The organism is Clostridium sp., assembly GCF_036646415.1.
GTDB lineage: Bacteria > Bacillota > Clostridia > Clostridiales > Clostridiaceae > Clostridium_J.
The window spans coordinates 241278-258673 of sequence record NZ_JAVXMF010000002.1; the positions used below are offsets into that span (position 1 = coordinate 241278).

The window sequence follows — 17396 nt, forward strand, 5'->3', positions numbered from 1 at the left end:
TAATTATATATTATTTGCGGTACAAATATCGTTTAATATCTTAAATTATTTATGAATATATTCATAGAAATCATTTTTAGACAAAGGACGACAATAATAATAACCTTGAATTAATTGACATCCTACAGATTGAAGATAGTTAACCTGTTCTATAGTTTCTGCTCCCTCCCCTATAACCTTTAACCCCAATTTATTTGCCATATTAGTTATTACCTGAGCGATCTCTCCATTATCTTTTTCAGGATAATCCTTTATAAAACTTCTATCAATTTTCAATTTATCAATATTTAAATTTTTCAAGTAACTTAACGATGAAAACCCTGTTCCAAAATCATCTATAGCTACAGTTATACCCAGTTCTTTAAATTCATGCAACTTCTCATTAATAATATTAACATCAAACATTAAAACACTTTCAGTTATTTCGATTTCAAAATTTTCAGGGTTTACTTTGTATTGTTTTATAAGTTTTTTGAAGTTAGGTAAAAGATTTTTATCTTTAAATTGTATCGGAGAAACATTTATTGAAAATCTAAAATCAGAACTCAACTTTTCTTTTATTGATGAATAGTCTTTAAATATTCTTTCTATTAACCAGTAACCTATTTCAATAATTTGACCTGTTTTTTCTGCTAACGGAATAAAAACATCTGGTGAAATACTTCCTAACTGATTATTATTCCATCTTATAAGTGCCTCAGCCCCTACAATTTTCTCTTTATCTATTTGAATCTGAGGTTGATAGTAAACATTAAGTTCATTATTTAAAATAGCTTTTCTTAAAAATAAATCCATTTCTACTTCTTTTCTAATATTATTTTTAAAAGTTTCCTCGTAATATAAGTAATTTTTTTCTTTTTCATCTAAGACTTTTTCCAATGCTATATATGCATTAATAATAAGTTCATTTGCAGTAGAAGCATCTTTGGGATAAATAGAAATACCTGCTTTAATATTGAAAAACAATTCTTTTTCCTTTAAATAAACTGATTTTTTATTTCCCTCAAAAAAGCCTTCAAGAAAGTGCTCTAATTCCTCTATATTATTAAGCGATGATACCCCAATTACAAAGTTATTTTTACTAATTTGAGCAATAAAGTCTTCTTCATTAATCATACTTTTTATGCGCTCAATTAAAACATTAAGAAAAACCTGATCATCTTGTTCTAAATCTAACATAATACTATTATAATTTTCGATTGAAAAATATATAACAAAAAAGTTATTTACCTTTCCATTTATGCTACTATTAATTAATCTTAAGAGCAAATTCTCATTAGGTAAATTAGTTTCGAAATTGTAATTTTTCAGTTTAGCTATATATTCTTGTTCTTTCTTAAGTTTAGTCAAATCTGTAAATATACCTATATATTTCAGTGCATTCCTATTAGAATTATTATTGATTTCAAATATATTAATTTTTTTAGGATACAGCATACCATCTTTTTTTCTATCCCATAATTCCCCTTTCCAATACCCTTTCTCATGGATGCTTTTCCACATCCCCCGATAAAATTCAGGAGATTGCTTGTTTGACTTAAAATAATTTGGCTTTAACCCTAAAACTTCATCTTTGCTATATCCTGTTGCTTTCTCAAAAGCATTATTAGCATAAATTATATTTGTTTTATAATCTGTTATAATCACTGCATCATTAATATTTTCAGGTATTATTTTTGTAATATTTAGCTCTTCCTTGTCCTTTTTATTGTAGTAATTTACCGTCACTATAATGAAAATTAACATACTAATACCAATTAACATTAAAGTCTCTCTATCTTTCATACCAAAAATATTGGTATTCTCTAATATTGGCAAGTCCCTCAAGTTGAATTTAGACAAGATAACCCAGTAATAATCAGAATTACTCTTTTTACTGATTCTTGATAATGGATCTACCTTCATAAAAAAGTTGACTTCATTATTTTTTTGGTAAATTCCACTATTATTTGATTTTATTATATCCCAGAATGTTGGATCTTCAATCAATAAGGAAATATTTTTCTTTTCATCAAACATAAACCCAAAGCTCTTATCTATATCTTTATTGTGAAGATAATAGCCATTACTATTTATTAATGATGGTCTAATAAAACTATATTCTGTATCTTGAAACTGTTCATTAAACACATTTAAAAAATCTTGTGCTAAATAATTTATGATTAAAATACCTTGATATGTATTATCATTTGAATATAAAGGTGTAGAAATTCTAACAATAGGTTTATGTGGTACTTCAATTTTTCCATTTTCCTGGTTTAAATCCATATCTGAAAAATAAATCTCACCTTCACTTAATTTATTTGTTTCTATGTAATAAAAGCTATCTTTTTTATCTTGCAAATCATAGGAAGGTATTAAATTAGGACCTCCCTTTTCATTATTAACACTGATAACTTCTCTTCCTTCACTATTAATAATCCGTATTTTATCAAAGTTTTTTTTATTATTTGCTACTCTTAACAAGAGCTGCTCTGCTTGTAACAAATTATAATCATTTGTCTGATTTATATAGTTATATACTTCGTTTGAATTTTTCATAACTAATAAATCTTCGTAAATATCCTGAACAATATCTTCTATAATGTAGTTAATAACTTTTGATTTTTGCTTTTGTTCCTCAATTACAACATCTCTTGTTTTTTCTATTTCACTTCTTGAAATGTAACTATAAACAAATATAGTAGCAAAAATAATTGGAATAATAATTAATATATAACTTCTTAAAATTCTTTTCATATCATGCCAGTAAAATTTATCCATAAAATCATCTACTCCTAGTAACATATAAAACTCAATATTATATAGAATTAATCCATATATAAATATTCTTTCTTTTTCTTTTGTCAATACTTTAAAATGTCATTTTAATACATAGACCCCTTTAAACTCCTATATTATTCACTAATATCCACATTATACAACAAAATAATAACTATAAGAAGAATTTTACGATTAATTGTTAAATATTTTCCTCAATCCTCATCCCATTCTTCAATACAAAAACAAAATGTGTTGGTTCAAGAATCTCTATCTTCTCTACCAACACATTAAATATTTTATACTTACTTATTATATAAAGCCTTTAACATTTTCCATTACTAGCTTCTTTGCTTTCTTTGTTTTAATGAAAAGATAATACATTATTTAAATCTATCTGAATAAATTCCCACCTAATCTCCAAAGGCTGATACCATAGCCTTTTTCTTCTATAACCTTCATCCATGAACTTAAAGTGTTCTTATTTGCATACCATACCTCATGTTCAATACCAGCTTCATCAGTGTATTTAAATACCATGCATTGACTTTCTGCTTCAACTTCTTCCTTTGCATTGTATTCTTTTACCAATTCCTTAGCCTCCACTTCAGACAATGAGGTCACCTTTCCATCAGATCTCCAATTAAAGCCACCAGTAGCAATTGCAAAGCTCTTGTTCCCTGGAACTTTTTCCATTTTATCTATTAACTCTTTGATAAAGTTGGAATTTGATTTTTCTCCCGGTTCACTAAAGCCGCCATGTAAATTGTAGCACATCATTACATAGGTTGGTCCCTCTGCAAACTCTATATTATCAAAGGGTGTATTAGGTTCTAATATAACTCTTAGTTTTAGTCCAGCCATTTCTGATTCATTATATAATTCATTAATAAACAATAAGTAATTATTCCATAATTCCATATCACCTTTAATTTGTTCATAATCAATTTCTATACCATCAAACCCATATTGAGATGCTAAATTTATAATATCTTTAACATGTTTACTTCTTAAAGTAGAATCCGTTAATAATGACTTTAACAAGTGAGTATCTTTTAGTAGCGATGTACCATCACTATTTATTTTATCATTAACAATAGTTAGATATTTAATATAATCCTGATTTTTTGTTTCATTATAATAATTTACTAATTGTTGTGTCATTACCAGTTCATTGTGGGAATCAAAGTAAGCTCCAAAATAAGAAATTTCCTTTAGCTGTTTATCTAAAATCTTAAGTTCTTCATTAACATCTAAATCCCAATAAGCAATCCATGCTGATAAATTATCAATATTTTCATCAAATATCCTTTTATCCTCATTAATAATTATTTGCTCATTTTCTTCTTTATCATTACTTTCATTAAGATTATTCCCTTTTGAACATCCATATAGCAACGTACTGGTTATTAAAATTACAGTAACAAAAATCCAGGTATTCTTCATCTTTTTATTCATTTGGCACTCCTACACTCTATAAATATTTGATAAACCAATCTATAATTATGTTAAAGGATTTTTTAATGGAATAAATTACACCATCAATGGCTTTTAGTGAGCTATCATGTAATTCATTATCATTAACATCGGTTACCTTAAGCTTTTTAAATACACCATCATATACATCATCTGCAATATTTCTTTGACTATAACCATATTCTCCCCATGCAGACTCTAAATAAATACTTCCTACATCATCATTGTTTACTTCTAAGTCCTTAACAACAATAGATTCATCCATAGCTAGACTAATTTTATTATTAGCTAATGTTATATCAATCTTTCTACTTCCTACATCCTTTATATCAAATTTTTCTTCCTCATTTTTACCATGATCTTCACTTAAATTCAATGAAAATATAACTTTTTTGTTTCCCTTTGAATTTTCAATAATGTTTATTACATTATTCATAAGCTGGACACATAGACTATTACTTTGATCTTCATTAGACCTTAAATAAATTGCTTGAGATCCTATAACATTACCATTTAATAGTGTTGACACTTTAATGTCCTTATAATTATCACTGTCTAATAATTTAAGAGTTCCCTTTCCCTCTGGTAACGATGTTAATATAATAGTATCATCCTTAAATTCAGCTTTTCCTGATACTTCTTTAAATTTACTTGATTTTTCTTCATCACCAACTACAAAGTCAATATCTTGCTTAGTATCATCCCAAATCCTCATTAATAAATGATTAGTTGACCAATAGGACTGTGGTTGAATTCTAGTTAAATCATAAATTGAACTAGCTGAAGAATTCAATGAATATCCTTCTCTATTAAAATTCATATTAAATAAATCTTTAATCCATCTACCATTTATTTCACTTACCTTATCATTAGTACCAAATTGTCCTGTATTAGAGTGCATTAAAGCATACAATTTAGGGACCTGACTAAGTTCTTCAGTATATACTTTCGATAAAGACTCATAATCACTATCAATGCGCTGTTTTATTTCTTCATAGGACTCTGTTGGAATATTATATTCGTCCCTAATATAGTCCATTAAATAGTGATTATAATTTCTATCAATATTTGAAGCTACTTTTGCAAATTCAACTGAATTTAATCTTCCTAGATAATTTGAAGTTTTATCAAATACATTTATATACTCCAACCTATATCCATTTGTACCCAATTCCCAATAGGAGCTGTCCACTAATTCTAACAAATCATTGGCTTTTAAAAATTTTGAGTCTTCCTTTGCAAATTTATCAGCATAAGTTAACATAGTTGCCTTTAAATTATATTCTTCAATGATTTTTCGAGCAAATATTGCCGTATCTCTTCTTCCATCTTCAAATAGCAAAAATAAGGATTTGGGTGGTAAAGCCTTACCTTTTAAATAATAATTCATAATATCATTTTGAGTAATTGTTACATATCCATTATCTTTTAATGCCTTAATATGTTCATCTAATCTTTTAGAACTTATTAAAGTATCACTACCTGTACGATCTACACCAAAATAAGACACTGCGATAAACCCAGTATCTTGACTATTACTTAACTTTGATGAATCATAAGACTCATATACAGAAAATGAAAATAAAGCTTTTATAACAATTATTAACAATGTGATTAAAATAACGCCTTGTAATATACCTCTTGCTATCTTAATTATATCTTTTCTTTCAGGAGAAAAAGTACTATTTTTCATTCTTTTCCCCTCCTCTTTTGTTTAACTTACTAGCAGCAATTCTTTTTTCCTTTTTATTTTGGGCTTTTATATCGCTAGGTGTCATTCGTGTACCCCATGTGGATTTCCAAAAGGTTACCCATGCAATAGGCATTTGCCACAATAACACTGCCTCATAATAAATACAAAATAACATACCAAAAATCCAAGTTGTACTTCTTCTAAGAAACATTTGAGCAAAGCTCATCATTAAAGCCATCATTAGTATTCCCACTAGGAATGTGGTCGGAAATACCCTATGCATAATTGGAACATAAATCAAATTATATGTAACAACTATTGGAGCTGCAATAGGAACCACTACTCCCATATAATAGAACACAGCCATAAAAGGCTCCTTTTTCCACATAAATTTACCTGCAATTATTGATTCTCTTAACCAAGAACGCTTCCATCTCATTTGTTGTTTAAGAAATACTTTATATCTATTAGGTACAATAGTAGAACAAATTGCAGTATCTTGATAACTGGTACGATGACCTTTTAATACAAAATTAGTCATGGCACGATCATCTCCAAAGGTTGCCTTTTGCCCTAAGAATTTTTGATTTAACCATAGGTCCATATTGTCTAAGATTATTTGCTTTTTATAGCAAGATAATGGTCCTGATAAACATGTAACAGCATCAAAATATGCTTCTGCTGCCTTCATAATTCTAAATGCTATGTAATAACGTACGGATTGCATCTTAGTTAATACATTGGTATATGTATTTGCCACATCGGTTCTCCCAGATACTCCTCCCATTTTAGGATCTTTAAATGGCTGAACTAAATTTCTTATAGCAAAGGGCTCTAAAAAGCTATCTGAATCAACAAACACAACTAAATCATGTTTAGCTTCCTTAACTCCTCTGCTAAGGGCATCTCTTTTACCTAAATTCTCTTCTTGTACAAAATATTTTAATCTATATTTTGTATCAAATCTTTCTGCCTCATTACTTAACTTATCAATAGCTTCTTTAATTTTTTCTACAGATTTATCATTAGAACAATCATCCACTACTATAACTTCTAGCCTATCAATAGGATAATCTTGATTAATACAGCTTAAAATTGTTCTTTCAATCCATTCTTCTTCATTAAAGCAAGGTATAATAATGGTTACACCAGGTGTATAATCAACATCTATTGGCATAGGCTTATATAACATTCCAAATAAATATCTACTAAGTAAAAATACTGCAGCAATAATACTATATAAGTATATCCATTTATTAAATCTAAAATATATAACACTCTCTGCACGCATTAACATAATAAACAAAGTAATAAATAACAAAATTAAACTAGATGTAACTAGTATATATCTGTCTTTCCTTCTACTAGAATACTGTGATAAAGTCTCTTCAAATTCTATTCCACAGATATTTTTCCCTTCTGGTGAGATAGACTCTCTAACCTTTTTCCCTTTAATTTTAACCTTCATTTCATAGCCCTCTGGCATAGAACCAGGTAACACTTTAAATTCTAGCTTTATATCACTGGCATTACTTATAATATTAAATTGTGCTTCACTTTCTAATTCTAATAAAACTCCCGTGGTAGAAACATCCAAAGATTTCACTATAAACTTATTATTGCCCTTATTGCTTCTACAGGTAATCCTAATATCCGTTTGCATTACATATCTTATGCCAGCATTCCTACTAATTATAAACGCACTAGGATCTCCCTTATATTCATCTAATACCTGATGTCCCCTACGATCAATGTTATTTCTTATTTCTTCTTTGTCAGGAACATTTGACAATAAACGTCTATCTCTACGGGGCTTTAAAAGAACATCATTGGTTTTATCTTTTTTGTTTTTTTTCATATTATTCCCAAGTCCCCTTCTTAAAACTTCTCATGATTTTATAAAGATTATTTTTCTAGATAATCACTTAGCTTTGCAATCTTATACTTTTCACCATATACTCCATTTTCATTATTAGTTAAGAAAATATCCAAAGCTTCCGCAGTATAGTAACTTTGATTATTCATATGCATTACAATAATATTACCTCTACCTTTAATCAAATTCGCTTCTACAGAATCAACAATTTCTTGTGAAGAGCTACTTTCATAATCATGAGTAGAAATATTCCCATTAATAGAGTATTTAAATCCACTTTCAAACACCTCTGCCAATCCTTCTTTTTTTACAAGTAAAGTTGGTGGTCTAAAATATGGTGTTAAGGAATTTAAATCACCTATAACATTAGCCATTACCTCATAGGATTTAATTAATGAAACCTTCAATTCATCCTTACTAGTATCTAAAGTTTCATGATTATAATTGTGACTTCCGATATCATGTCCATTAATTGCAATAGTTCTAAGTAAATTGGGATTAACATTGGATACGCCACTATTTATGTCAATATACTTTGATATTGCAAAAAAACTTCCCTTAACCTGATGCTTATTAAGTACATCTAATATTTCATTAACAATAGGATCTCCACCCCAGTCATCAAAGGTAAAGAAAATCACATTTTCACCATTGGTATCAATAGTTCCTGTTTTGTCCATTAACAACTGCTCATCCTGACTTAAATCACTTAAATCTACATATTTATTTCCAATATAATTGGTTTTCATTATGGATAAAGCTTCTTCATAAGTTCTTCTATTTAGTGAATTAATATTATTCCCCTGTAAACTATACCTGCCTAACTTAGAATCTACTTCCATTGTGCTTTGTAATTCACTTATAGTTACAACAGAATAACTTAATGGCTTTTGAACTAAATCATAGGATTGTGATAATTTATTATACTTATTAACATGTCCATTTTTTACGTAATTTATAGTAACTAATTCAATAATATTTGCTATAGTATTACTATCTTGAAATAAGCCTGTATCCATCCTAAAGTAAACAATTTCGCCCTTTCTTAATGATGCATATGTATTTACATTAAGATAATCAGATACAATTTCTTCTACACTCATATTTTTATATTTATGATTAATAGGCGATTTAGAATATGTAAATAATTCATAGTTTTTAAGGTTATCCATCCTATTGATTGAAGATAACGCTTCTTGAACCTCTGCATCTACATACCCATATCCAGGCATATATGCCTTTGTACTTATTCCCAGCTTCCTTAACAATTGATCTACTTCATATATTTCTCTACAAATCTCTTCTGTAGATTTAATCAATAAATTTGAACTAGTTGTTATTCCTCCATTTCCAATTTCATGACCTGCCTTTAAGATTTTGTCAATTCTATCTGGATATTTATTTATTTCATCCTTTGTAACAAAGAATGTTCCTTTAGCATTTATTTTATCTAAAGATAGTAAAACTTGATTTAACACGACTTCATCACTTAAGCCTCTAAATGTATATGATAAAGCTTCCTTCGTAGTATAAAATTCTGAAACCACAGGTGCTAACTTGCCATTATTTTTTTCTATTAATTCCTTGAAATTCACTGAATCTATAAGATTCTCCTCTTGGTTATTCCCTTGTGAATTATTATTTTGTTGTTCGTCACCTTCATCTATATAAATTTCTTCTATATTTGATATATTTTCAGGTGATGACAACTCATTTCTTTTTTGCATACCCACTAATTCATTCACTTGTACAACGGACTTTTTCTGATTATCTATAGCTTTTAATAACCATTCTACTATTTTAACAACAGTTACTTCTTCTTTTTCTTCATTGGTAGATTCATCTATACCAGCCTGTTTATCTACAGCTGGCTTTTCTTCCTCTTTTTGTATTTCATATTCAAAATCATCAAGAACACCATTAACTTTAATAGAAATAATAGTTCCATTATCTAATTTATTTACATAACCCTGAACCTGTTCATAATCCTTAAAGCTTTGATAGCTAAGATAATGATCACTATGAACTACATACTTATTCCCTGATGCGTAGGCAGCCGCTAAGACTTCATCAGTATACGTAGTTGATTTACATTTTAGTAAAGTTGGTTTCTCCTTAATAATAGTTTCTAATACTTTATTAGCACGACAAAAATCAGTAACTAATTCTTTGTGAGATAGCTTTTCCATAGACTTAGTATCTGAAAGAGTTTCACTTCCTACGTCATGACCAGCTTCTTTAATATTTTTTACTATGGTAGGATCCTCCCCGGCTTTAACACCAGGAATAAAAAAAGTTGCCTTTACGCCATACTCATTTAATAAATCCACTATTTTTTCCATAGTCGTAACATCACTGATCCCCTCAAAGGATAATGCCACTATATTAGATGCAGTTTCCACATTGGTTATAATTTCTGCTTTTTTATTACTATCTAATAAATTTAATGCTTCCTTTATTTCTTCTGATGCATCATACTTGTTTCTTTTATTTATAATTATATCTTTAACATCATTTCCTTTTATATAACTTTTATATGTAAGTATACCTACTCCTATAGCAAATGCCAAAATTACAGTGATACTAATCCACTTTTTTTTCATATTTTTTCTTCTCCATTTATTTTCTTATTTTATCTTGTATTTACATTTTAACTTTAAAGATAATTTATTTCAACGAACAATTATTGTTAGAATAGACTTAAATTTAATGTACATAATCTTTCTATGACATTTCTTTTTAATTTCCATAGACCATGAGATTCCATCAACAACTAATATGCTTTTTAAATGAAAATTAAAAATATTAATAAATATAGGATTAAGTCCATGTATATCATAGTTTTCTTTTTTATGAATAATTCAAGTTAAATATTTTGTAATATTTAGTTGATTTTTCAATGGTTATATTTTACACTTGATATAAATAGTTGAGTAGTTATAAATTTTTTATAATATAATTATAAATGTTGTGGTATATCTTATATAATGATTTGAGCGTTATATTTGTTAATTTATTACTAGAAATATATTTTCATTAGAAAGGGGAGTTTTAAGTGATTAAAGAAGAAATGACTCCAAAAGAAAGAATGGATGCATTCTCTAAAGGGAATGAAATTGACCGACTAATATGTATTCCTGATATGGGAGCAACTATGGTACCTTTTATTGGGGTGACAGCCAAGGACTATTATCATTCAGCAGAGCTTATGGCGGATTTAGAAATAGCTTTATTTAGAAAACTTCGTCATGATAGTGTAGGTATATCTACTAGTCTTAGAGGAGTTGCAGAGGCTATGGGAGCTAAAGTTGGTTATCCAGATTATTCTATTTCCTATTTACTAGAACCAGCTATTAATTCTGTAAATGAAATAGAATATCTTAAAATAGCAGATCCTCTAAAGGATGGGAAGTTGCCAATCTTAATCGAAGCATTAAGACTTACTAAAAATGCACTCATAGATGAAGTAGATGTTAGTGCTTCTATGTCTGGCCCTTTTAGTGTTGCCGCTTCTGTAGTTGGAACAGAAAATTTATTAAAATGGATGATTAAATATCCTAAAAAAGTCCATACTCTGATGGAAATAGTGGCAGAATCCAACAATAGATATATAGAAGAAGTTGCTAAATTAGGTATATCTATTGGATTTGCTGATCCAGTTTCATCCACTAGTCTTATAAGTCCAAAGCAATTTAGAGAGTTTTCCTTGCCTGCTCTTCAGAAAAATGTTGATAAAATAAAAGAAAAAACAGGCAAATCACCTGGTATACATATATGTGGAAAGAGCAAAGAAATTTGGCAAGATGTTGTCAATACAGGAATTTCTAATTTTAGTATTGATAATATAGAAGACATAGAAGAAGCTAAAAAAATAATAGGCGATAGGGTTGTCATTACTGGAAATGTTCCACCTGTTGATGTTTTGTATGCAGGAACCAAAGAAGACATTTTTAGATCAGTTAAAGAATGTATTAGGAAAGGTCATGATTCTAAGAATGGGTATATTTTAAGTACAGGATGTCAAATACCAATGCATACACCAATGGAGAATATCGAGATGTTTATGGCCGCTGGTAAACTATATGGGAAATATCCAATAGATTTTGAAAAACTAATGGAAGATTAATAAAAATAGTAGTTTTATTTAAATTCCTAAACAAATAGATACTATAATAATCTATTTGCTTAGGAATTTTTTTCAATTAATTGTCCGAAACAAGTGTTAGTTCACCGGTTATAGAGTCCATAACATATCCATATATAGAAATATCATCTGGCATAAGGGGATGGCGTCGTAACAATGCCACGGAGCTTTGTACAGAAGCGTTCACATCCTCAAATCCTCTCAGCCAACGATCTAGGTTAATACCAAAATCCCGAGCTAGTGCAACTCGTTCATTGGGAATGCCCCTCAGTTCCATATGGTGAATCATCTCTTCACTATCCATATGTTGAACTCCACAATCCGTATGACCTATTACAAGAATTTCATTTACATTAAGTTCATATACAGCAATCAATAGACTACGGACAACACTTCCAAAAGGATGAGAAATAATTCCTCCAGCATTCTTAATGATTTTTGCATCACCGTTTTTCATCCCTAGGGCTGCTGGAAGTAATTCTGTTAATCTAGTATCCATACATGTAACAATGGCAACCTTTTTGTTTGGATATTTGCTGGTTCTATAAGACTCATATTTCTTCTCTGCTACAAAATCACGATTAAAATTTAATATTTCTTCTATCATTACAATCCCCTTCTTTCATATAAATTACTTTTTAAGAATCTTTTATTATTATTAGATTAACTCTAAACTATTAATATCTAATTTATAAGTAACATCTTTTCTCTCAACGATGACATTAATTTTTTTCTTTACTTCTTCATCATCTATTATCTTTGTAATTAATTCCCTGCTTGGATTTATTGCATAAGGAATACCTACAGATTTAAACATGGTTAAATCCCCGGAAGTATCTCCATAGGCATAACTTTCACTTAAATTTATATGATATTTTTCTTTTAATTCCATCAAAGCATTTTCTTTACTAATAGAATCCCACATTGGAATAATTTCACCAGTATATTTTCCATTTTTATCTATTTTATAAATAGTACCTCTAAAATCATCCATCTCATATTTACCAGCCATCTCGCTAACAAGCTCTATGGGAGAACCGGAAATAGCAATGACAACATGGCCCTGTTCCTTGTGCCACTTGATTCTCTCCCTTGAAAATGTATATACTCTTTCACCCTTTTGATTAATGACAGTCCTAGCTATATGTTCTATATGCTCTTTACTCACACCTTTAGTAGCTTCAATATAAACACCAATCATTTTAAGTAAGTATGTATCATAATCTCCCTGTCTTCTATCCCATTTTAAAAATGCTGGCCTGACTTCGTTATACCATTTATCTTCATCAACTAATTCATACTTGATAATTTTTTTAAAAACTTCTGTTATTAAACCTTCTCTATAGATAGTCCCATCTATATCAAAAAATGCCGCAACTCTAGCCATAAATATACCTCCATAAGTGACACTCCAAATCTATGATTTATCCAGTGAAACTTACTCATTTCACTGTTTTTGAGAATGTGTTTCCTTCATAATATTTTATTTACCATAACATATCTATAGTTTAAAGTCTAGTATTCATATGAATTACACGTACTAATCATATTCTAGTCTTGTTTCCTAATGCTATATATTCGAAATTACAATGCCATTTTTTCTCTTTCATGTAATAGTTCAGCCTGTTATTTATTTTATTATATATATAAATACCCTATAGAGTGACCTCTATAGGGTGCATTTTATTCCTTACTATAAACCTTAAAGTCAATAATCAATTATTGAATTTTATCTTCTCAATTCTATCAAAGGCCTTTTCTAATTCCGTTATACCTACAGTACATGCAATTCTTATATAACCTTCTCCACAATCACCAAATGCATTACCTGGAATAGTTAGTACCTGAGCTTTATCTAATATAATCTCACTTACCTTAGTAGATGTAAGTCCTGTCTTTTTAATATTTATAAACAAATAAAATGTTCCCCTAGGCTCTGGAACAGTCATCCATGGTATATGCTTTACACGATTTGCTGCATACATTACTCTCTCTTTATAAAGTTTAATAGCCGGTGACTGTATAGTCTTTCTATTACGAAGTGCATAAATTGCACCTCTTTGTGAAATTGAAGGTGCTGTAAAAACAACATTTTCGTTAACTAGCTGGCAGGTTGAAATAATTTCTTTAGGAGCAATAATATTTCCAATGCGCCACCCAGTCATTGTATAATCTTTAGAAAAACTATTTAATATAATTAATCTTTCACGAATCCTCGGTATAGTTATCATAGATATAAACTTTTCTTTAAATGCATACGCTCCATATATTTCATCAGCAATAATTATCAAATCATATTTAACTGCAATATCTGCAATTTTATTTAATGTGTCTAAACTAAATACTGAGCCTGTTGGATTATTAGGTGAATTTACTATAATAGCTTTTGTTCTTTCAGTTATAACCGACTCTAATTTATCAACATTAATTTCATATCCATCTTCTTCAGTGGTATCAAATTCTATCGGTATACCTCTAGCAAGTTCTATCTGCTGAAAATATGGAGTAAAATATGGAGCATGTATTATAACCTCATCATTATCATCTAATATAGATTCAAGAACAAGATACATGCCTAAGCATGCACTTGTAGAAATCATAATTTCTTCCTCTAATAAATCTGCATCATACTCTTCTTTATAATATTTTCTTATTTCATCTATTAGTTCAGGATCACCTTTAAAATCAGTATATTTAGTATGACCTTTTAATGCTTCTTGAAAAGCATAGTTTATTATACCTTCATCGGTTATTTGATCAGGATCTCCTAAACTCAAATTAATAACATCTCTATATTTTTTTGCTAATTCATTTACAGCTCCCATAGGGGTGGATTTATTTTTCCAATACCGTTTTGAAATAAATTTATGTCTCACTAAAATCACCTCACTAATAAATTAAATGTGCTATCATAACTATAATTGGTAAAGTGATTAATGTTCTTTCTAAGAAAACTATGAATAAATCTTTAAAATCAACTGGAATTTTAGAACGTAAAATTATAGCTCCTGTTTCTGTTAAATAAATTAATTGAGTAAATGAAAGTGCTCCAATAATAAACCTTGTAATTTCAAATTCAGATCCCTTAACAAAAATAGACGGTAAAAACATATCTGCAAATCCTACTAAGGTAGCTGATGCAGCCAAAGATGAATCAGGTACTCTCATTAAATCAAATAATGGAATTAAAGGTTTAGAAATAATGGTAAATATAGGTGTATATTCTGCAACTACTAATGAAACCGTTCCTAATAACATAACTATAGGCATTAAACTAAAATATACATCTGCAACTGTTTTTAGTCCTGAAATAATAAGACCAATAAAATCAGGTGCTTGAGCTGCTCTAATAATGCCACGTTCAACAGCCCACTCATGAATACCTCTTCCTGCTGGAACTTCTTCATTGATTTTAACATCTATCCCTTCAATGTATTCATCTTTTTTCTTATTTAAAGGATAAATTCTCGGAAGAATCAATGCTGCTACAAGGGAAGCAAGACTTATAGTTCCATAGAAAGCTATAAAGTTTACTGATAACTCTAAAAAGCTTGCAATAAATACTGCAAATGGTAATGACACTAATGAGAAACATACAGCAATGATAGAAGCTTCTTTTGCTGTATAATAACCATCTTTGTATTGTTTATCTGTAATAACAACACCAACTGGTCCGGAACCAATCCATGATGCTATAGCATCTATTGCAGCACGTCCTGGTATCTTAAATAGAGGTCTCATAAATCTTCTAATTAGTGTTCCAAAATAATCCATAGATCCGAATTCCATTAATAGTGGTAAAAAGAATCCAGAAAAGAAAAACCATGTAGCTAATACTGGAAACAGGTCATTAACAACAACTCCTCCAGTATTAGGATTAGATATCTTATCAAGTCCTAATACAGTTACGGAATATAAAACTGCATATGCTAATACTGCAGCTCCTATTCTAATTGCAAGTGTAATTGGATTAACAATGAATAAGTCCTTTAAAAATTTATTATTGGAAATAATTCTTGGTTTAATTATAGTAGAAAACAAAGTAATAATTGCACCTATAATTACAATGTACACCATAAAAGCTGGTAACATTTCACCAAATGATGCTTGGAATTGTGCCGCAAAATAACCCACACCAATAGTTAAGTTTCCTCCACCCCATGGAAGTGGAATTACAAATAGCAGCAATCCAATAATTGATGGAATCACAAATTTTAAAATTTGTTTTTTAGAAAAACTTGGTTCAGTTATCATTTCCTTAATGTTCATAAAAATTCCCCCTTATATTTTGAAACACCGTTTCACTTTAATTATATGGTACCATAAACTGTAATTTTCTGCAATAATTTTCTAAATAATATTTCGAAAATTTCCAATTAAATTTATATTAATTTTAAAATTTATGATATAATATTTGTGTAAAATTATCCATAAAAAACTTTATCTTAGGGTAATATCATAATATACTTCACATTAAGTAAGGAGTGATTTTTTTGAATAATATTAATAGTATGATTGATCGAACTTGTGAAATAGTAGATTACATATATAATTCCAATGAACCTGTTGGTGTAAGTAAAATATCTTCTGATTTGGACTTACCAAAAGCAACTGTTTTTAGAATTCTTGTTACACTTGAAAAATGGAATATAGTAGAAAAACAATATAATACGGATAAATACAATCTTGGAAAAGTATTGATAAAATATGGTGCTAAAGTTTCATCTGATTTGTCATTAGTAGATGTTTCTAAACCAATTATTAATGCTTTATCAAATAAAATCGGAGAGAGTGCAAATTTAAATATTGAATATCAAGAAAATTGTTTAAGTCTTTATAAAGCTTCCAACGATAATTTTAAATTAGTTTCAAAACTTATTCCAATCAGTCCTTTAAATTGCTCTTCATCAGGAAAAATATTTTTAAGTACTAAATCTAAAGAAGAACTTAAATCATATCTTAATAGTAAAAATTGTTGCCAGAGAACTATGTATTCTATTACTAACTACGATAGCTTTCAAAAAGAAATAGAATCCATAAAAAATAGTGGATTTGCATATGATAATGAAGAATATGAGTACGGATTGTTTTGTGTATCAGCTCCAATTTATCATAAAGAAAAAATAGTTGCTGCCATAAGCTTAAGTGGTCCTAAAACCAGATTGGAATACAAAGGTATTAAAATGATTGAAGAGGAACTTAAATTATCTTGCGAATTGATAACAAATTTAATAGAATACTTAGATTCAGATAGTTTAATATAATTCTTTTTCTCTCTAGCAAGTTATAGGCAATAGTGTTAAATTCCTCCTCATAAACAAGATACTTTTCAATAAAGTTTTGTTTTATTATATTATTTTCTTGCAAGGCTGTGTGAGAATTATTATTAAATATTGTTCTTAATATATGACTTGCAAATGATTTCTTTATACAATCAACTTCCTCCC

At 28.8% G+C, this 17396-nt stretch carries 11 protein-coding genes; 2 read left to right on the top strand and 9 right to left on the bottom strand.

What is annotated here, in order from left to right; all coding sequences use genetic code 11:
• Positions 1-45: 45 nt before the first annotated feature.
• The 5 genes from RSD37_RS02350 to RSD37_RS02370 form a co-directional block, all read right to left on the bottom strand.
• Positions 46-2763, bottom strand: coding sequence for an EAL domain-containing protein (locus RSD37_RS02350; protein ID WP_346945088.1), 2718 nt, complete (start codon positions 2761-2763; stop codon positions 46-48).
• A 390-nt stretch (positions 2764-3153) separates the two neighbouring features.
• Complete coding sequence (locus RSD37_RS02355) at positions 3154-4218, bottom strand: glycosyl hydrolase family 18 protein (protein ID WP_346945089.1); 1065 nt, start codon at positions 4216-4218, stop codon at positions 3154-3156.
• Positions 4219-4234: 16 nt separating this feature from the next.
• A complete protein-coding gene (locus tag RSD37_RS02360) occupies positions 4235-5929 on the bottom strand; it encodes a glycoside hydrolase (RefSeq protein WP_346945090.1) in 1695 nt (564 codons plus the stop codon).
• Entirely contained in the window at positions 5919-7787 is a 1869-nt protein-coding gene (locus RSD37_RS02365) for a glycosyltransferase (RefSeq protein WP_346945091.1), read from the bottom strand. The genes RSD37_RS02360 and RSD37_RS02365 overlap by 11 nt, the downstream gene beginning before the upstream one ends.
• Positions 7788-7834: 47 nt before the next feature.
• Complete coding sequence (locus tag RSD37_RS02370; protein WP_346945092.1) at positions 7835-10408, bottom strand: polysaccharide deacetylase family protein; 2574 nt, start codon at positions 10406-10408, stop codon at positions 7835-7837.
• 452 nt (positions 10409-10860) lie between these two features.
• Between RSD37_RS02370 and RSD37_RS02375 the strand changes: the two genes are divergently transcribed.
• Complete coding sequence (locus RSD37_RS02375) at positions 10861-11931, top strand: uroporphyrinogen decarboxylase family protein (protein WP_346945093.1); 1071 nt, start codon at positions 10861-10863, stop codon at positions 11929-11931.
• A gap of 76 nt (positions 11932-12007) precedes the next feature.
• Here RSD37_RS02375 and RSD37_RS02380 read toward each other — a convergent pair whose 3' ends face one another.
• The 4 genes from RSD37_RS02380 to RSD37_RS02395 form a co-directional block, all read right to left on the bottom strand.
• On the bottom strand, positions 12008-12556 hold the full coding sequence (locus RSD37_RS02380) for a carbonic anhydrase (protein WP_346945094.1): 549 nt from the start codon (positions 12554-12556) through the stop codon (positions 12008-12010).
• A gap of 51 nt (positions 12557-12607) precedes the next feature.
• Positions 12608-13336, bottom strand: a complete 729-nt coding sequence (locus RSD37_RS02385) for an HAD-IB family hydrolase (protein WP_346945095.1) — start codon at positions 13334-13336, stop codon at positions 12608-12610.
• A gap of 328 nt (positions 13337-13664) precedes the next feature.
• A complete protein-coding gene (locus tag RSD37_RS02390; RefSeq protein WP_346945096.1) occupies positions 13665-14825 on the bottom strand; it encodes a pyridoxal phosphate-dependent aminotransferase in 1161 nt (386 codons plus the stop codon).
• Between the two features lie 13 nt (positions 14826-14838).
• Positions 14839-16218, bottom strand: a complete 1380-nt coding sequence (locus tag RSD37_RS02395; protein WP_346945097.1) for a YjiH family protein — start codon at positions 16216-16218, stop codon at positions 14839-14841.
• A gap of 224 nt (positions 16219-16442) precedes the next feature.
• On the opposite strand from RSD37_RS02395, the gene RSD37_RS02400 reads away from it, so the two are divergent.
• Positions 16443-17213, top strand: a complete 771-nt coding sequence (locus tag RSD37_RS02400; RefSeq protein WP_346945098.1) for an IclR family transcriptional regulator — start codon at positions 16443-16445, stop codon at positions 17211-17213.
• The last annotated feature ends 183 nt before the right edge of the window (positions 17214-17396 follow it).